We start from the raw sequence: 17,684 nt of genomic DNA on the forward strand, positions 1-17,684 counted from the left end.
GAAAGCGGTGGAGAAAGACAATGCCCACAAATACGAAGATTGATGGCTTTCTAAAGGTTCCGGATATCAAAGGTCCAAGCACTCGTGATGGCCATGAGGACGAAATCGAAATCCATGGCGTCGATTACAAGATGATCGCACCCTATGATCCAAACTCGCTCTCGCGCCGCGGTCGTGTGTCCTTGGGTATGATCAAGTTCACCAAGCATTATGACAAGTCCTCGCCCTACCTGAAAAAGGCGCTGTTCGAAAACAAGGCCCTGGACGAAGTCGTGTTTTCGGCACGGCGGACCATTGATGGCGAGACCAAGGATTACCTGGTCGTCACACTCACCGACGCCTCGATTATGGAATACGACATGTCGCAGGCCGAGGATGAGGAGGACCTGATCGAGGAAGAGGTCAGCTTTGCCTACAAGAAAATAAAGTTCGTCTACGACGACAACGACGAAATCGAAATGGATGTCTATGTCGGCAAGTGAGGCCCGGCGGCCCGGCGCGGACAAGTCGCTGGGTAGCGGCAGCTCGCGAGCAAAGCGCGAAGCCGTCCAGCCCTCTCTATGGGACCGCCTCGTAAACGATCTGCCGGGTATGACCTCCGAGATAGACGGGCTGCGCCAGGCACTGCAGGACGAGCTTGGCGCGGAGCGGCTGGACAATCTTGTTGCGGCCAGCGCGCGGCTCATCGACGCCGACGCGGAGTTGACAGCCGACCAGAAGCGGCGTCTGCATCGCCTGGCCTTTCAGAGCCAGCACCGCGCTGAAATCGAAAGCCGCGGCGTGGTGGTGTCGGCGCGTGTGCTCAAGGAAGCCGTGCGGCGCGATGTCGAGGCTTTGTTCAATACCGAGCGCTTCGAGGCCGTTCCGCTGCTTTCCGACCTTGAAAGCGAACAGGCCACGGACAACCCACCGTCGCTCGCCGATTTTCCGGAGGTGCGTCGCAGCGTCGTCAATTACGGAGTGCCTTCCTTCTCGGGCCGTTCTTCCCGCGACTTTGATCGCGAGGCCCTTGCGCGCGAGATCCGCTCGGTGCTTGCCACCTTCGAGCCGCGTCTCAAGGACAGTGCAACAAAGGTTACCGTAACCCTTGGCGACAAAACCGTGGGCCTGAGGATCGAGATAGATGCGGTGTTGATCATGACGCCCACGCCCGAACGCATGCGCCTGCGCACCACGATCAATCTCGATAACGGCTTGGCTCGGACCGAATTTAGGGAAGCCTGAGATGGACCGGGTCTTCGTAGAATATTACGAGGAGGAACTGACCCATATCCGCGCGCTCGCGGCAGAATTTGCCGACATGCATCCCGCGGTGGCGCGCAACCTTTCACTCGATACGGTCCCCTGTCCGGACCCTTACGTCGAGCGGCTGCTTGACGGCGTTGCTTTTTTGGCCGCGCGGACCCGACTCAAGGTCGATGCGGAACGCTCGCGTTTCTCGCGCGCCGTCCTTGATGTTCTCTATCCCGATCTTGTCACGCCGGCGCCGGCAACGGCCGTGGTGGTGTTCAAACCCGGCCAGCAGGTCCAGACAATGATTGGGGGCCATGTCGTCAAACGCAATACGCGTCTGGTTTCCAGCCTCCAGCCAGGCCTGTCGACGCGTTGCACGTTCACCACCGCCCAGGACATCACGCTGTGGCCGATTGCCATCACCTCGGTCGGCTATTTTCAGGATCGCAGCGCCTTGGCTGCAGCCGGCATCGCGCGGATCGGCGGTGTGGATGGCGAGGCGGCGCTTCGCATCACGCTGGCTCGTACCGGAAAAGGCAAGCTCGACGAACTGTCGCTCGACCGGCTTGATCTCTACTTTTCCGCGCGCACCAAGGCACCACTGCTTTTCGACGCGATTTTCGGCGCCTGCGCGGCCGTTGGTGCACGGCCGGAAGGCAAGGCCAACCCGATATCGCCGTTGCCGGTACCTGAAATGGTCGGCATCAACGATGACGAGGCGCTGATGCCTCGTACACGTCCGACCTTCGAAGGGTACCGTCTTCTGCGCGAATATTTCATGATGCCGGAGCGCTTTCATTATGCTCGGGTTTCGGGATTGCAGCCCATCGTGCGCACATGCACAGCCGAACTCGAGATAATCTTCATCTTCAAGCGTCCGGTGCCTGAAGTTGCCGATGTGACGGCGGCCGATTTTGAACTTTTCGCAACGCCGATCATCAATCTGTTCGAACGTGAGTGCAACGTCGTCGAGCTCGATCCACGCAAGACGCGGCAGGTGCTGCATGCCGACCGCACGCGAGCGCGGGACTTCGAAATCTATCGGGTTATCCGCGTCGAGGACGCCGACAGCGAGGGGAGCGACGCCGCAATCCCGGAGCTCTTCAGCCTGGGACAGAACCGCGGCAGCGGTTGGGTTTATTCCACCGAACGGCGCCCACGCCGCCCGACGGAGGAGGAACGGCGCGACGGCCTCACCCGTACTTCATACACGGGCGACGACGTTTTCCTGGCGATTTCGCGTCCCGCGGAAAGTCCTGCGAACCGGCCGCTGAAGCGCGTCGACGTCGTGGCGCTCTGCACCAACCGCGATCTGCCGATTCTTGACGACAACCCTACCTTGACTCTGGAAGCCGGCGATCCGGTCGAGACGATCCGGCTTCTCGGCGCATTGCGCCCGCCTCGCCCAGCCATCCCCGCAGCGCTGCCGGCGGGCGCGGCGGGTGAATCGCGAGCCGACAATCTCGCCTGGCGGCTTGTAGCGCAGCTCGCGCTCAACTTTCTAAGCCTTGCAAAAGAAGCTCGCGGCGTCGGTCCGCTGCATGCGCTGCTTGAGCTTTACGCCGACAGGGGAGACCCGAGCCTCGCCCGCAATGTGCACTCGATCGTGCGCATCGACTCCCGGTCGGTCATCGAACGGCTGCAGATCGATGGGCCGATGTGCTTCGGACGAGGCACGGAGGTGACATTGCATGTCGATCAATCGGTTCTGGCGGGGCAGAGCACCTTGCTGCTTTCGGCCTTGCTGGCACGGCTGTTTGCCCGTCATGCCGGAATAAACGGCTTTGTGCGAACCCGCACATGGCTGCTGCAGAAGCAGGAGGATGTGCCATGGCCCATGACGCCCGGCAATCGCTACCTGATCTAGACAAGCCTGGCCGGTCCGAAGAGCTGTCGGATGCATTCGACTTCTTCGAGTTGTTGCGGCGACTCGAACGAAGAGGCGGGCTGTTCGGCTATTCCGGCCCGCCGGAGCGCGAGCCGTCGCGGCTCGGGCAGCATGTCCGTCTCAGCTTTTTCGCCAAGGACTTGGCAGAATTCCGCGAAGCGACTGACAAAGCGCCCGCTCGGGTCACGGTCGCAAACATTGGTCTGATGGGGCCTGAAGGTCCGATGCCCCTGCATTTGACGCGCTGGGTACTCGATCGCCTGTCGCAACGCTGGTTCACCGGCGCCGATGCGCAGCAGACCAGCGACACGACGTTCATGGACTTCGTCAACATTCTTCAGAACCGCATGATTGCGCTGTATTACAGGGCGTGGGCGGATGCGCATCCGGCGGTTCAGGTCGAGCGCCCGGTAGGTGGGCGCGTTCGCGCCATGCTTGAAGCCATGGCGGGAATAGGGCTTCCCGGCACCCACAACCCCGAACTGGACGCAGTGAAGCTGCGCCAGGCCGCTTCGCTTGCCAATCAGGTCGACGGCCCCGAGCGGCTGACGCTGTTCCTGGCTGAGGCGTTCAAGGTGCCGGTCCAGATCAGGGAGTTCATCGCTGCCTGGATGACCATACCAGCCGCGCTCCAGACCCGCGTTGGCAAAGCCTGCGCAGGGCTCGGTCGGGGAGCGACGATCGGTCCGCGCGTCTTCAACCGTCAAAGCAGGATCGAGCTCCGCGTCGGCCCGCTGGGCTATCAGGAGTTCAAGGCGTTCCTGCCGGGCGGTCAACGCCTCAAATTGTTCAAGCAAGCCGTTAGGGACATGGTCGGCGCATCGCTCGACGTCGATCTGCGCATCGTGCTGGCGCGCGATGCCGTTCCGCCGCCGCGTATTGGAACCGTGCAACTCGCCCGGACCGCGTGGCTTGCGCGGCCCGCTGAAAGGGGCGATGCTGACGACATGCGGCTGCGGACACTAGTCGGCTGGCGGCAGGAAGGGGCGGAGGTCGCGGCATGAGTCTGCTGCTGACGCTGGAGCAAGGGCCACGCACCCAGGCGGTACGGCAGACCCGGCTTGACGAGGGGGAACTGGTGATCGGCCGCAGCGCGGACGCCGGCTGGCAGATCGACGATCCCGACATGTTCGTTTCGCGCGCCCATTGCAGGATCAGCGGTGGGCGCGACGGATATTTCGTCACCGATACGTCGAGCAGCGGATTGTTCATAGACGACTCCGACAGCCCGCTCGGCGCCGGCAAGTCGACGCGTCTTCGCAATGGCATGCGGCTGAGACTGGGCGATTACATCGTGCATGTCGATCTGCAGACGTCGAGTGCCCAAGCCACAGCAGCAGCCGCAGCGCCGGTTCCGGAGCGCTCACCGCTGGCGTCTCGGGCGCCGGTCAGCATCGGCCGTGACGATTTCTTTTCAGCCGCCGTGGAAGAAGAGCCGCAGCGGCCACGTCCAGCCGAGCTGCCGAACCCGTTCGAGCAGCCGATCCCGGGTGCGTTCGAACGCGCCAATTCCAGACAGCGCAGCTCGCCTGCTTTCGACGACCCGTTCAGCCTCGATCCGATCGCAACACCAGTATCCAAAGGCACCGCAAACTATCCAGAACCAGCCAGCGCACCCAAGCAGACAGACCCATTTGGCCTCGAGTCGGTGTCGTTCCCCAACGGCGCTACGGAGCCTGCGACGGCAAAGCTGCCGGAATTCAACGACGACTTCGGTTTTGGTCCAGCCGCAGCGCCCAACCCGGGAAGCGGCGCCAGCTCAACCGGGCAGCGCGAGCGCGACGCCCAGCCACAGCAAGCGGCCAATCCCTGGGACGTGCCCGTGCGAGGGGCAGATGCCCCTCCCCCAATACGGGCAGGCGCAGCCGCCAGCCCCGCCCGCCAGCCGCCTGCGAGGCAGCACGCCGACATGGCGCTTCGCACCGCATTCCTGCGCGGTATGGGTGTCGCGCAAGCCGATTTTCCCGGGCGCGACGCCGTCGCCGAGATGGAAAAGTTCGGCCGCGAATACCGCCTTATGATGGAAGGATTGATGCAGCTGCTGCGCAAGCGTGCCGAAGAAAAGGGAAATGCCCGCGTTGCCCAGACAATGGTCGGAGCCTCCGAGGTCAATCCACTCAAGTTTCTGCCGACGGTCGACGACGCAATCGTGACGCTTATCGCCGAACGCAGCCCCGGATTTCTCGCCGGCGAAGCGGCTATCGCGGATGCGGTTCGCGATCTGGCACAGCATCACGTGCGCGCCTGGCGCGGCGTGCAGGCTGCCTTGCGGCGGATGGTCGACCGTTTTGAGCCGGCAGCCATCGAAGAAGAGCTGAAATCGAGTTCCGCGATCGGCACGCTGTTGTCGGGCGGGCGCGGCGCGAAGCTGTGGGAGCTCTACCAGAAACGCCATCGTGAAATCGCCGAGAGCGCGGAAAAGAGCTTTCTCGGCGAAATCGGCGCCGATTTTCGGGATGCATATGAGGAGGAGTAAGACATGATCGATCGACGCGAATTTATCGTTGCCTTGGGCGCGACCGGGCTGCTTACGGCCTGTCAAAGCGCCGGGCCGCCAAAACCGTCGGTCATCACGGTCAAGCTGACAGGAGCGGCCGGCATGAACCCTGGACCAGGCGGCGGCGACCGGCCAGTGACGGTGCTGGTCATGCGGCTACGCAGCACCGGTAAGTTCAACTCTGCCGACTACTTTGCCTTGCAGGGGGATGCCGGCTCGGCACTGGCAGGTGATCTCATCGGATCCGACCAGATTGCCGTCGCGCCTGGAAAAACTGCGACCAAGACCATTACGGTCGAACCGGATGCGACGGCCCTGGGCTTCGTTGCACTCATCCGTGAGCCTGGCGGGCGAAACTGGCGGACGACCAAATCGGTTTCGCCCGGATCAAACTTTACGACCAATGTCACACTCGGCAGCGGCGGCATTTCCGCCTGACGGCCAAGGCATGGGGAGCTCGATGCAGAGAGTAGCCGGATGAGCGATGCAAACAGGGTGCTGTGGTCCGAGGGCCTTTTTCTGCGGACCCAGCATTTCCAGCAGCAGGACCGTTTCTTCGAGGCGACTGTGCGCGGCGCGTTGCAGGCCGGCCAGCTGCACACGTTCGGCTTTCAGCAATTGACCCTGGATAAGGCATTGCTCGATGCCGGCCAGATCTCGATCCTGTCTGCACGAGGCATTTTCCCTGACGGAACCCCCTTCTCCATTCCGGATCTGATGGACGCGCCGCGTCCGCTGCCGGTCACCCCGGATACAGGCGCCGGCCCGGTGCTGGTCGCCCTGCCGCTCGAGCCGGCCGGCGGCGTTGGCTTCGATCCGGCGCATGCGCCACCCAGCGGTGCGCGCTATCATGGACGGATCGTTTCGGTGCGCGATGCCGTCCAGGGCGGTTCAGATCCCGAAGAAATCGAAATCGCCCGACCGCAATCGCTGTTGCTTGCACCCGGCAAATCGGTCGGCGGCTATACCGCCCTGCCGATAGCCGGCATCAAGGGGGTTCGTGCCGATGGCGGCGTTTCGCTAGACGAGACGTTCCTGCCACCGGCCCTGGTTACTGGTGCAGTGGCCTGGTACCGGCAATTGCTTCTGGAAGTCGTCACAGGCCTTGACCAGATCGCCGAGGCGCATGGCAAGATGGTCATGGGCGGGCCAGGGCGCAGCGTCGAAGACCTGCTGATGCTCAACCTCGCCAACGCGGCGCGTCCGCGACTGGCCCATATGCTGGCGCAGGATGTTTTCCATCCGGCCGAACTCTACCTGGAACTGGCCGGGCTAGCCGGTTCGATGGCGACCTACGGCTCGAGCGCGCGGCGACTGGGCGAGCTGCCGGCTTACGATCACATGGCGCCCGGCCTACCGTTTTCGGCGCTGGCGGATGCATTGCGCTCACTGATCCTGAGCCTGCGTTACATCGAGCCGAAATCGCGCGCGCTGCCCGTCATGCGCCATTCGACCAATGTTTGGAAAATCCGCATCGACAATCCGAAGCTGCTGGTGGCCAGCCGGATCGTCATCCGGGTCGGTTCGGAACTGTCGGAGGACGCGCTACGCAAGATATTCGTCAACCAGGCGACCGTAGGCTCGGCGGATGAGTTCGAGGGCCTGTGGAAGTCCCGCCTGCCCGGCATCCCGCTGAAACCGCTTCATTCGCAACCGCGCGAGATTCCTTACGACGGCGATCGGCTGTGCCTTGAGCTCGACCAGAAAAGCGAGCACTGGGCATCGCTGCTCGGTGCCCCAGGCTTCGTCATTGGCGTTTCGGGTGTACTGCCGAGCGAACCGCAGGTGGACTGCTATTCGGTGAACAGGTGAAACCATGAGCCGGGATGATCCTTTCGGACTGTCGGAGGATCGCGAACGCACCCGCATCAGGCTGACCGGCACGCCGATGCCGCGACCGATGGCGGCATCCTTGCCGGGCGGGCCGGTAAAACGCTCGCGCACCCACCCGAACGGCCTTGTCAACGCCTTCGCGCCCCTGCTCGAGTTTGCGCCGGAGCTTGAGAGCGCGCTGCCACCGGAGAATCCGGAAGTGTTACGCACTCGGCTGCTCGAAGAACTGGTTCGGGCACGCGACACGGCAATGGCGGCGGGGTCGTCGATGGAACGGGCCGATCAGGCAGCATGGGTAGTGGCTGCCTTGCTCGACGATCTGGCCCTGAACACGCCCTGGGGCGGGGCCAGCGCATGGCCGCGTCAGCCGCTTGTGGTCATGTTGCGCGGCGACGTCGACGCCGGCACGCAGTTCTTCACACGGCTCGACGAACTGGAACGCCATCCGAACCGCGATCGCGAATTGCTGGAACTCCAGTATGACTGCCTGGCACTCGGTTTTCGCGGCAAGTATCGCGTGCCCGGCCGGTCGGGCGATCGCTCGCTCAATGCCGTTCGTGTGGCCGCGGCACGTTTCCTGCGCGATGCCGACGCCGAGAATGCACCGCTGTCGCCGAACTGGAAAGGCGTCATCGCATCCGACGAGCCGCAGCGCTTCATCATTCCGATCTGGGTGATGGCCCTGGCCGCGGCGGTCATCGCCACCGCGACCTATGTCGGGCTCTCGATGGGACTAAGCAGCCAGGCGGTTGAGCTTTCAGCGCTGGTCCGCGCCTTGCCGCCGCCGACCCGTGGCGACATCAGCCGCGTGTCGCCGACGGTCGATGTCCCGCCGCCGGAGACTGTGGATTTTGCACTACTGCCCGAATTTGAGGCCGGGGCGCCGGGCAATCTCAGATCGGCTCTCAGCGGCACGGAGAGCGTTTCGCTGGCCAAGCTGGTCATCCAGGCCTCCAACCCCGAACTGTTCCAGTCGTCGCGGCCAACACTGACGGAAGGATTCGAGCCGCTGATCGGCTCGATCGCCAAGGTGATCCTCGCCAATCGTGACCTGATCGGCAACATCACTGTGGTCGGACATACGGACGGCGTCCCTCTGCAAAGAACCAATCCGCTGTCGACCAACCAGCGACTGTCAGAGGCTCGCGCCCAGACCATTGCCGACATGCTCGTACAAAACGGAGTGCCGCAGGAACGCGTCCATTCCGAGGGCCGGGCAGCCACGGATCCAGTGGCCGACGACGGCACGCGCGAGGGCCGGGCCCTGAACCGGCGCGTTGAGGTGCTGGTGGAAAAGAGGCTGTGAGATGTTCATCCTGCGCTTCCTCTGGGCGGTCCTGACATCGCGCTGGCTGTGGACACTGATTGGCATCACACTGCTTTCCTTTGTGATCTGGGTATTCGGGCCGATCGTCAGGGTCGGACCCTACGACCCTTTCGCCTCCGACAATGTGCGCATCGTCATCATCGCGCTGCTGGTCATCTTCTGGCTGATCTGGCTGATCGCCGCCCAGCGTCGGGCGATCCGTGCCAACCGTATGTTCGTCGCCGAAATCGCCGCGCCGGCGGTAGACAAGCCACTCAGCCCCGGCGAAGAGAATGTCGCTGCCGTCGGAGCCAAGTTCGGCGAGGTCATGGCCGAGTTGAAGCGCCGCAAACTGGGTGGTCGCAAGTTCCTGCGCGAGATGCCCTGGTACGTGATCGTCGGACCGCCGGCCACCGGCAAGACCACGGCCTTGCGCCAGTCGGGGTTGAATTTTCCGATCGACCTGACCGACGACCTGCAAGGGGTCGGCGGCACGCGCAATTGCGACTGGTTCTTTTCGGAGAGTGCGGTTCTGATCGACACTGCAGGCCGCTATGTCCAACAGGAGAGCCAACCCGACGTCGACGCAGTGGAGTGGCTGGGCTTCCTCGACCTTTTGAAGAAGCACCGGGGCCGTCGGGCGCTCAACGGGGTGATCGTCGCGCTTTCGATCGATGTGCTTTCGGAGGGCGACGACACCATCAAGGCGCATGGCCGCAAGATCCGCCGTCGGCTGGCCGAGCTCAACGATCGCCTCGAAATCCGCCTTCCGGTCTATCTGATGCTGACCAAAGCCGACCTGATCAAGGGGTTCGAGGCTTTCTTCGGCGGTTTGTCGACGGCTGCGCGCGAGCAGGTCTGGGGGACTACGTTCGCACTCGACGCGCATGTCGATGCAAAGACCATCGAGCGGGAAATCGCGACGTTAGCAACCGAGCTCGAGCGGCGGCTGGTGCCCCGGCTGGAGGACGAAGACAAGCTTGCTGCCCGCGCCGAAATCTTCAGGTTTCCCGCCCAACTCGCCAGCCTGTCCGAGCCGATCCAGGTACTGATCGAGGCGATGTTCGGCGAAAGCCGGTATGAGGAGGCCGCTTGGCTGCGTGGCCTTTATCTGACGTCGGCGACCCAGGAAGGGGCGCCCATCGATCGGCTGACCGCAGCGCTGTCTGCCTCCTTCGGCCTTCCGCCGCGCCGGGCGTTGGCCGCGCCGCGTGTCGAAAAACGCAGCTTCTTCCTAAAGAACCTGCTCACAGAAGTCATCTTCAAGGAAGCCGGCCTCGGCACCTTCGATCCGCTGGCGCAACGCCGCCGCGCCTGGATCTGGCGTGGCGCGGCCGCCGCATGTGCCGCAGCCGCCCTGCTGGTCAGCGGCCTATTCATCTGGTCCTACTACGACAACCGCAACGCGATCACGGCCCAGGCAAGCCAGTTCGAGGCGCTGCAAACGCCACTGACCTCGGCCGCGGCAAACCCGGCATCCGTAGAACAGCCTGCCATCGATGTCGCCCTCAGTGCCATGGATGAGGTCGCAAATGCCCGCACCCCGCCGCCTGGCGCAGCACAGGATTTGCTGGGGCCATCATCCTCGGCGGAACTGGTGCGGGCACAGACCGACACTTACGACCATGCTTTGCGTAACGTTCTCGAGCCGCACATGGTGGCGCTGCTCGAAGCGACGATGTGGCGGCAGATCCGCGATCCGGATTTCATGCTTGGCGCGCTGAAGACCTATCGCATGATGACCGGCCTTTCTCAGATGGATCCAGACTTCGCCCAGAGCTGGTGGGTCAACAATCTGCCTGAATTCGCCGCGGCTGCCCCCTTTCCGACAGCTGACGCCGAAGAGCACCAGCTTGCCGCGATCCGTCGCATGGCGGTTGACGCCAGTTATATCGCCCCGGACCAGGCACTGGTTGCAGAGGCACTGAAAACCGTCTGCACGATTTCCTTGCCGGCGCGTGCCTACAAGCAGCTGCTGGCCGACCCGGCGGTGGCTGCGCTCAAGGAATGGATTCCTGCCAACTTCGCCGGCCCCAACGGCGCCAAGGTCTTTGCGCGGCGTTCCGACAAGACGCTTCGGGTCGGCATTTCGGGAGCGTTCACCTATGCCGGCTTCCATGAGGCCATTCTCGACCGGGTCGAGGATGTCGCCGCCCAGGCAGCACTCGACCGGGCGGTGTTCGCCGGCGGTTGCTCGGAAAATTCCGAAACCTCGGTGTCGGCGCTGTCAGAGGATATTCTGAAGCTTTATTACGACGACTATATCGCGCAATGGGACAGCTTCCTGCGCGACATGAGGCTCGCGCCATTGACCGACCTCAACGTCGCCAGTGAGAACCTCAAGGATCTTTCAAGTGCCGACTCCGCGCTGAAGCGCCTGGTTACCGCGGTGGTCCAGGAGACCGAGCTTACGCGATCCGATGAAGCGCCGACAAACGACAAGCCCGCGGCGGCAGGTGGCTCGAAACTGCTCGGCAAGCTGGGCAAGCTTGGCAAGATCGTAAAAACCGGAGCAAAGCTTTTGCCGCGTGCGGGCTCCGCCGACGAAGTGGATCTTACCGGCAGTCTGGTAGCCGAGCATTTCAAGCCGCTCAAGGGTGCCGTTGCCGAGGTCGAGGGCCAGCCGCCGGCGCTCGACGCCGCAATCGTCGCGCTCACCGCACTGTCCAACGTGCTGCAGACGGTGACGGCCAATCCCGATCCTCAGGACGCCATCAAGAAGCAGGGCGGCCTCGCCGAACTGACTGGAGCGGTTGCCAGACAGGCGCAGATCCTGCCCGACCCGATCGACGATTGGTTGGGCGGCATTGCCGGCGATACCAGTGGCCTGACGCAGAAGGCGGTCACCTCGGAGCTCAACGCCATCTGGCGCGCCGACATCCTGCCGTTCTGCCAGGCAGCACTCAACAACCGCTATCCTTTCAGCCCGGACAGCGCCGTCGACGTCAATGTCCGCGACTTCGCCCGCCTGTTCGGACCGGCAGGACTGATCGACACCTTCATCAACGACCACCTGATCAGCTATGTCGACACGTCGGCGCAGCCATGGAAATGGCGCGCCGATTTCGGCCTCGATCCTTCGGCACTGGCCGCGTTCGAACAGGCAAGGCGGATCCGTGATGATCTCTTTCCCGGCGGCACAGGCCCGCTGATGAGCTTCACGCTCGAACCGAAGGATCTGTCGCCCAATGTCGCGCGCGTGACGCTCAATCTCGATGGCCAGAACCTCGTCTATTATAACAATGCAACAAGGCCGCAGCCGATGACGTGGCCCGGCAAGGACGGCACAGGCGTCATCTCGCTGGCCTTCCAGCCGATCGATGGCTCGCCCGAAATCTTGCTCAACGAGACCGGCAGCTGGGCGTGGCTGAGAATGTTGCGCAGCGGTCGCTTCACCGGCACCTCGCTGTCGGACGTCTACAGCCTGCGCCTGGGCACCAAAGCCATGTACGCCGATTTCCAACTCAAGGCCGCCAGCGTCGAAAACCCTTACAACCTGCAAATGTTCAAGAAATTTTCATGTCCGCCGCAGATATGATCCTGCCCGGCTTTTACGGCAAGATGCCTGCCACCGGCGATTTCGTCACGCGGCGGCTGCCGGGGGATTTTGTGCGCGTCTGGGACCGCTGGCTGGCGCAGCACATTGTGCCGCTGATGGGCTCGGAAACCTGGCCGCGCGGCACGGCGCTACGGTTCCTAACGGGTCCGGGCTTTGTCGACGCGTCGGCGGGCATTATCTTGCAGAGCGTCGATAGGGTTGGCAGGCAGTTTCCGTTGAGCGTCGTCGCGCAGCTTTCTGAGGCTTCCGTTCAGCTGGCTCGCGCCGATGCGTGGTTTTCCGGGATCGAAGAAGCGGCCGTCGCCGCCCAGCAGGGCGAGCTGACGCCTGGCGAATTGGATACCGCTTTAAGCGCACTGCCAGTACCGCCTGTCGAGCCGGGCGAAGAGGTCATCAGCGATATGGTGATGTGGACAGCGCGTTCGGACATTTTCGACGTCGATCCGCTGTCGCCGCAAGCTACGCTGAAGCAGATCTTTGCCGCCAACTGGGAGACCAGTTGATGCAGATCTGGAACCAGATGGGGTATCCGCACGAATTCACCATGGGCATGGACAAGGCCGGCCATGAGTGGATCGTCGTGGTGGTCAAAGGCACGTTCGACTTTCCCGCCACGCCCGGCGGACCGGTACAAAAATCGGTGGAACAGATTCCGCTGGTCATGGCCGACACGCACACCGGCGTGCCTGGTTATTCGGCCACGTTATGGGAAACCGATTTCGCCTTCCGCAAGCCGCGTTGTGACGTGATTGCCAATGCCTTTGCCTATGCGCCGGGAGGACGTCCGGCCGAACGCGTGCCGGTCGGCGTCAAGGTGGGCAATTGGTCGAAGCTCTTCGAGGTCGTGGGCCACCGCGAGTGGCGCTCCGTCGGGCCAGTGTTTACTGCCACGTCGGCACAGCCCTTCTTGCGCATGGCAATTTCCTACGATGTCGCCTGGGGTGGCACCGACCGGCTCGATCCAGAGGACAAACTGCCAGCGAGTTACAAATACAACCCGGTCGGCACCGGCTGGTCGCGAACCAAGAACCAGCGCCTCATTCCCGGCCTGCGGCTACCGAATACGCAAGCTGTCGGTGAAGAAATCCGCTCGCCATTCGGCGACTATAAGCCGATGAGTTTCGGTCCGATGGGCCGCGGCTGGCCGGGACGCATCGAATTTGGCGGCACCTATGACCAGAACTGGATCGACAATGTCTTCCCCTTCCTGCCCCAGGATTTCGACGAGCGCTACTTCCAGATGGCACCGCCGGACCAGCAGATCGACCTGCCAAGAGGTGGCGAAGAAGTGCAACTGGTGAATCTGACACCTGACGGGCGGGTGAGTTTTCGGCTGCCATCGACAGCATTGCCGTTGACGCTGTTCGAGGGTAGGCAGAAGGCCCCCGAGCGCGTCACCTTTCCAGACACTGTCCTCTTCGACCCGGAGAACAGACGCTTCTCGTTGGTCTGGCGCGTATCGCAGCGCATTCACCGTACTATTCTCGATTTCAGCGAATGCTGGATCGGCCCGCCGACCGAGGCAATGGTGCGGATACGAGCTGCGGCTCGTGCTTATTCTCGCTTCGATGAAACGACTGCGGCGCAGAAGGCGGAGAACACGTGAGGCCGGCACTCGACATTCTTTCGGTCGGCATGGTTACGGCGGTTGGCCTTGACGCACCATCGGCTTGCGCAGCGATCCGGGCTGGGATTGATGGCTTTCAGGAAACGCGTTTCAAGGATGAAAATGACGAGTGGCTGATCGGCGCGCCGGTACCTCTGCCACGCAATTGGATCGGCGAGAAACGAATGGCGCATCTCGCCGCAGGCGCAATTGTCGAGGCATTCGAAGAAGTTCCGGAAGCGCGTGGGCAAGCCGCGCTGATCCTTTGCTTGGCAGAGGAAGACCGCCCAGGGCGGCCGGTAAGAAGCACGCTGCGTCTGCTCGACCGTATCGCCGAGATCACCGAAGTCGAAAAGCATTCGCGGTCACGGGTGGTTGCCCATGGGCGACCGTCCGGACACGTGGCGCTTGATCATGCGCGTCGGATGATTGTATCGGGCGAAATACCATACGTGATGGTTGCCGGCGTTGATAGCTATTTGACGACCTTGGCCACGACGTATTACCTTAAGGAGCGTCGACTTCTAACGTCCGACAATCCAAACGGGTTTATTCCTGGGGAAGCGGCGGCGGCAGTCCTGTGCGGGCCACCGAGGCGGGGGGGATTTCGGCTAGCGGGACTAGGCCTTTCGCGCGAGGCGGCCTCTATTTACAACAAGCAAGACTTGCCGCTCAGGGCGGACGGTATGACGTCCGCTTATCGCCATGCGTTGGGTGAGACTGGAATAGAGATAAACCGCCTCGGCTATCGAATTTCAGATCTCATCGGCGAACAGTATTGGTTTAAGCAGACGGCGCTGGCATCGATACGGCTGGTGCGCAATCCGTGTCCGTCCCAGGATCTGTGGTCGCCTGCGGAAACCCTCGGCAATGTTGGTGCGGCGGTCACGCCTCTGATGCTCGGAATGGCACTAATGGCGGCAAGAAAGAACTACGCGACGGGGAACCCGGTGCTTGTCGAGTCCTCCAACGATGCAGGCGCTTGTGGAGCTGCCGTGCTGGCTGCGAGGGCCGCCTGGTGACTGTCTTCGCCAACGGACTGGAGGTGGCCGCAAAGGCCCAGGGCAACAAGGTCATCGCGGCCTTTCCAGATGTCTGTTTCACTCCGCCCGAAAATCCAGCGACACCGCCAGGGGTACCGATCCCGTATCCGTCATTTGGAATGGACTCGGATACTGAGAAGGGCACCGGTACCGTCAAAATCGGCGGAGAGAACATCACCCAAAAGGACAAATCGGACTACAGCAAGACCACTGGCACGGAAGCCGGCAGCGCAGCCAAGAAAGGAGTCATCTCGTCTACTAACACCAGTAAGGAATACGCGCGAGCGTGGTCAAGCAATGTAAAGGCGGACAGCCTCCCTGTCAGCCGGTTCTCAGATATCTCGACAAACAATCATACAAGCGATCAGGTTGGAAACACACCTCCGCAGGCTAAGGTGGGGATACCGGGACCTGGTGGCGGGTCGGCGCCAAAGACCAAGTGCCCGTGCTGCGGGACAGAACCCGCCCACGCCAATCAGGTGAAAGCCAACGGCGAGATGTGTGATACTGTCCCCGAGGCCGAATACTACAAGGAGCGCATGCAGCGGGCGAACGCTAAGATCGTCAATATTGAGGAAACAGCCAAAGCCGGTACGTTAGGCTTGGTGCCTCGCATGAAAGCGTGGGATCAGTACGAAAAACGCAAGGAGGCGTCTAAGACCGTAGCAAATGCACGAGCAACGGGAGAAAAATGCCCAAACCTGCATGAGGAGGATAAAGATTGCGGTGTCCACTTCAAGGGAACGCGTAGCTATTCCGAAATTCTTGAGCAAGCAGACCCGGAAAAGAAGAGAGAATTAGAAACCAAGCACGCTGGAAGAAAGAACGAAAAAGACCTTATTCACGTCGACATACTGCATCATGTCCGTACAAAAATACTTGGAATTACCGATTCTGTGAAAAAAGCGATAATAAAACGGGACGGCAAAGGCACCGGAACAAACACGGGCAAAGTGCACCACATGACCCCCATAGATGCCGGTGGATGTCCCAATTCCCCCAAGAACTTGATAGGCCAAGGCGCCCTTTCCGGCGAATGCGACAAAATCAATGAGGCGCAAGGCACGCTTCAAGGAATAAACCCTTATCCATGACATTCTCGACGCGCGGCAAACTTTTCCACTTCGGGACGAACGAGTTTCGCAGCCGTTCGACGCCAGCCGGAGCGCGGCTGCTGCAGATATTTGAAGAGTGCAAGAAGGGAAACTTCGCATCATCTGCAATGTTTCCAACAGTCTTCGAAGCCTCCCCCTCGGTGGAAGTAGTTATCGACGCGTTTGCGCTGTTGCCGTACGTCACACCAAGGACCTTGCTCCTGGATGTGGCGGACCCAATCCGCCAATCGCTGCAGCAAGATAGCCAATCCATTGAATGGCTCTGCATCGCTCTCTCAAGGAGCGGCATTTTGGATGCGACGCAGAAGGCGGTCTGGTTCTACAGAGATGAAGTCACCGTCGACAGCGATACCGACCTTCCATACCATTTGTCGATCACCTTGGAGGCTTCGGTCGGAGATGTCTTCGATGGACCGCAAGTTGTGCCGGATTCGATCGATGAGTATGAACCTGGGCGTCGCCAATATGACGTAGTTGAATACGCGAAAGCCGTTGAGCTAAAAATCGATGAGATCCGTGCAAATTTTCCTAATTCTTCGCGCCAGTCCTTTCTCTACGGCAAGCCCGTAAACATTGAGGATCTGGCGCTCAATTTGTTGAATACCCTTGGGGAGACCTATGACAACGAAGACGTCGTTACCGCCAGAAACCTAATAGAGGCATTCACCGGATTCGACCTTTCGCAATTTTACAAGAATATTCAGCTGAACCGAAAACCTGCGGCCGCTGCCCTTGAGCAACTCTTCGACGAAGTCGACCTGTTCGAATTCAGACCGGGAGTTCGCTATTTCTTTGGGAGGGAAATACCAGACTGACCAGGAGCACGTACGCTAGCCGCAACCGATGTGCCCGCATTGGTGAGATATTTTCGAACCTTCTCAAGATTGAGATCGACGATGCGAACAGTCGATCTGGTCGTCAGCATTCGAAGGACGAAAAGCTCTCCAGCCTCAGGAAACTCGTCGTAGCGCTCCTTGACGATTTCCTTTCCCGCATCTCCGGCCACCCGCAGCCCATCCAGATGTGCTTCTAGTCTCTCGACCAATCTAGCTATCCGCTCATCGTCCATCTCGGGATTTTCGCCGGGATGCAGCAGATTGTAGTCGTAGACAGTCCATAGAAATGCCGCCATTTCGGCGTGCTGGCGGACGATTTCGCGTAGGATGGGCGCCGGCATCAGTTCAGATTCACGGAACCGCCCCGGATACGATTCGCGGCACTGGCATGACTCGTCACATAGGTGCCGCGAATGGTGATGCGGCCATCCTTTTCCATGATGATCACGGCCTTGCCACAGCGCAGCTCGATGCGTTCCTCGCCTGTGATTCTCACCCGTTCGCCGTCGCGGACGACATGAGGAGCTACAGATTTTCCCTTTGGTTCAACGATACGCCCGACAATTAGTGGCCGGCCTAGGTCGCCGTCCTCAAACAACAATGCGACCTCGGAGCCAATCATATCGGAATTCAGTTCAGCGAGACTACGAGCCGGAAGGGCCGTATCCTTCGGATTGCCCGGAAACACAACGAGCGGGCCACCTTCGCCGAAACCGAGAAAAATCCCGATTACGACGCCTTCGATTCGTTCGATGATCTTTGCCACCT

16 protein-coding genes are annotated in these 17,684 nt (G+C 61.4%); 14 read left to right on the top strand and 2 right to left on the bottom strand.

Going from position 1 to position 17,684, the window contains the following annotated elements:
• The first annotated feature begins 20 nt into the window (after positions 1-20).
• Genes NKI24_RS27290 through NKI24_RS27355 form a run of 14 tightly spaced genes read left to right on the top strand, consistent with a single transcriptional unit; the run spans position 21 to position 16,895 of the window.
• Positions 21-482, top strand: coding sequence for an Hcp family type VI secretion system effector (locus NKI24_RS27290; RefSeq protein ID WP_023678576.1), 462 nt, complete (start codon positions 21-23; stop codon positions 480-482).
• Positions 469-1,224, top strand: coding sequence for a type VI secretion system baseplate subunit TssE (tssE, locus tag NKI24_RS27295; protein ID WP_352749835.1), 756 nt, complete (start codon positions 469-471; stop codon positions 1,222-1,224). The genes NKI24_RS27290 and tssE overlap by 14 nt, the downstream gene beginning before the upstream one ends.
• Before the next feature lies 1 nt (position 1,225).
• On the top strand, positions 1,226-3,100 hold the full coding sequence (tssF, locus tag NKI24_RS27300; RefSeq protein WP_352749837.1) for a type VI secretion system baseplate subunit TssF: 1,875 nt from the start codon (positions 1,226-1,228) through the stop codon (positions 3,098-3,100).
• Complete coding sequence (tssG, locus tag NKI24_RS27305; RefSeq protein WP_352749839.1) at positions 3,064-4,125, top strand: type VI secretion system baseplate subunit TssG; 1,062 nt, start codon at positions 3,064-3,066, stop codon at positions 4,123-4,125. The genes tssF and tssG overlap by 37 nt, the downstream gene beginning before the upstream one ends.
• The gene (gene tagH, locus NKI24_RS27310) at positions 4,122-5,597 is read left to right on the top strand and encodes a type VI secretion system-associated FHA domain protein TagH (protein ID WP_352452814.1); all 1,476 of its coding nucleotides are present in this window, start codon (positions 4,122-4,124) and stop codon (positions 5,595-5,597) included. The genes tssG and tagH overlap by 4 nt, the downstream gene beginning before the upstream one ends.
• A 3-nt stretch (positions 5,598-5,600) precedes the next feature.
• Entirely contained in the window at positions 5,601-6,056 is a 456-nt protein-coding gene (gene tssJ / locus NKI24_RS27315) for a type VI secretion system lipoprotein TssJ (RefSeq protein WP_352452813.1), read from the top strand.
• Positions 6,057-6,095: 39 nt separating this feature from the next.
• Positions 6,096-7,430 (top strand): type VI secretion system baseplate subunit TssK, encoded by a 1,335-nt coding sequence (gene tssK, locus NKI24_RS27320; RefSeq protein ID WP_352452812.1) that lies wholly within the window; start codon positions 6,096-6,098, stop codon positions 7,428-7,430.
• A 4-nt stretch (positions 7,431-7,434) separates the two neighbouring features.
• The gene (icmH, locus tag NKI24_RS27325) at positions 7,435-8,757 is read left to right on the top strand and encodes a type IVB secretion system protein IcmH/DotU (RefSeq protein WP_352749842.1); all 1,323 of its coding nucleotides are present in this window, start codon (positions 7,435-7,437) and stop codon (positions 8,755-8,757) included.
• A gap of 1 nt (position 8,758) precedes the next feature.
• Positions 8,759-12,295 (top strand): type VI secretion system membrane subunit TssM, encoded by a 3,537-nt coding sequence (gene tssM / locus NKI24_RS27330; RefSeq protein WP_352749844.1) that lies wholly within the window; start codon positions 8,759-8,761, stop codon positions 12,293-12,295.
• The gene (tagF, locus tag NKI24_RS27335) at positions 12,292-12,819 is read left to right on the top strand and encodes a type VI secretion system-associated protein TagF (RefSeq protein ID WP_352749846.1); all 528 of its coding nucleotides are present in this window, start codon (positions 12,292-12,294) and stop codon (positions 12,817-12,819) included. The genes tssM and tagF overlap by 4 nt, the downstream gene beginning before the upstream one ends.
• Complete coding sequence (locus NKI24_RS27340) at positions 12,819-13,922, top strand: DUF2169 family type VI secretion system accessory protein (RefSeq protein WP_352749848.1); 1,104 nt, start codon at positions 12,819-12,821, stop codon at positions 13,920-13,922. The genes tagF and NKI24_RS27340 overlap by 1 nt, the downstream gene beginning before the upstream one ends.
• A complete protein-coding gene (locus tag NKI24_RS27345; protein WP_352749850.1) occupies positions 13,919-14,944 on the top strand; it encodes a beta-ketoacyl synthase N-terminal-like domain-containing protein in 1,026 nt (341 codons plus the stop codon). Before NKI24_RS27340 ends, NKI24_RS27345 begins: the two co-directional genes overlap by 4 nt.
• Positions 14,941-16,059 (top strand): DUF4150 domain-containing protein, encoded by a 1,119-nt coding sequence (locus tag NKI24_RS27350; protein ID WP_352749852.1) that lies wholly within the window; start codon positions 14,941-14,943, stop codon positions 16,057-16,059. Before NKI24_RS27345 ends, NKI24_RS27350 begins: the two co-directional genes overlap by 4 nt.
• Positions 16,056-16,895 carry a hypothetical protein gene (locus tag NKI24_RS27355; protein WP_352749854.1) on the top strand — a complete coding sequence of 280 codons (840 nt, stop codon included), beginning with the start codon at positions 16,056-16,058 and terminating at the stop codon, positions 16,893-16,895. The genes NKI24_RS27350 and NKI24_RS27355 overlap by 4 nt, the downstream gene beginning before the upstream one ends.
• On the opposite strand, the gene NKI24_RS27360 is transcribed toward NKI24_RS27355, so the two are convergent.
• Positions 16,865-17,257 carry a hypothetical protein gene (locus NKI24_RS27360; RefSeq protein ID WP_352746843.1) on the bottom strand — a complete coding sequence of 131 codons (393 nt, stop codon included), beginning with the start codon at positions 17,255-17,257 and terminating at the stop codon, positions 16,865-16,867. The genes NKI24_RS27355 and NKI24_RS27360 overlap by 31 nt on opposite strands.
• On the bottom strand, positions 17,257-17,682 hold the full coding sequence (locus tag NKI24_RS27365; protein WP_352692836.1) for a DUF6484 domain-containing protein: 426 nt from the start codon (positions 17,680-17,682) through the stop codon (positions 17,257-17,259). Before NKI24_RS27365 ends, NKI24_RS27360 begins: the two co-directional genes overlap by 1 nt.
• Between the last annotated feature and the right edge of the window lie 2 nt (positions 17,683-17,684).

The organism is Mesorhizobium sp. M0701 (assembly GCF_040320365.1).
Lineage (GTDB): Bacteria > Pseudomonadota > Alphaproteobacteria > Rhizobiales > Rhizobiaceae > Mesorhizobium.

Bases quoted from the DNA above. Each gene is read 5' to 3' on its own strand.
- NKI24_RS27290 (WP_023678576.1), top strand. From the start codon at position 21: ATGCCCACAAATACGAAGATTGATGGCTTTCTAAAGGTTCCGGATATC.
- tssE (WP_352749835.1), top strand. From the start codon at position 469: ATGTCGGCAAGTGAGGCCCGGCGGCCCGGCGCGGACAAGTCGCTGGGT.
- tssF (WP_352749837.1), top strand. From the start codon at position 1,226: ATGGACCGGGTCTTCGTAGAATATTACGAGGAGGAACTGACCCATATC.
- tssG (WP_352749839.1), top strand. From the start codon at position 3,064: ATGGCCCATGACGCCCGGCAATCGCTACCTGATCTAGACAAGCCTGGC.
- tagH (WP_352452814.1), top strand. From the start codon at position 4,122: ATGAGTCTGCTGCTGACGCTGGAGCAAGGGCCACGCACCCAGGCGGTA.
- tssJ (WP_352452813.1), top strand. From the start codon at position 5,601: ATGATCGATCGACGCGAATTTATCGTTGCCTTGGGCGCGACCGGGCTG.
- tssK (WP_352452812.1), top strand. From the start codon at position 6,096: ATGAGCGATGCAAACAGGGTGCTGTGGTCCGAGGGCCTTTTTCTGCGG.
- icmH (WP_352749842.1), top strand. From the start codon at position 7,435: ATGAGCCGGGATGATCCTTTCGGACTGTCGGAGGATCGCGAACGCACC.
- tssM (WP_352749844.1), top strand. From the start codon at position 8,759: ATGTTCATCCTGCGCTTCCTCTGGGCGGTCCTGACATCGCGCTGGCTG.
- tagF (WP_352749846.1), top strand. From the start codon at position 12,292: ATGATCCTGCCCGGCTTTTACGGCAAGATGCCTGCCACCGGCGATTTC.
- NKI24_RS27340 (WP_352749848.1), top strand. From the start codon at position 12,819: ATGCAGATCTGGAACCAGATGGGGTATCCGCACGAATTCACCATGGGC.
- NKI24_RS27355 (WP_352749854.1), top strand. From the start codon at position 16,056: ATGACATTCTCGACGCGCGGCAAACTTTTCCACTTCGGGACGAACGAG.
- NKI24_RS27360 (WP_352746843.1), bottom strand. From the start codon at position 17,257: ATGCCGGCGCCCATCCTACGCGAAATCGTCCGCCAGCACGCCGAAATG.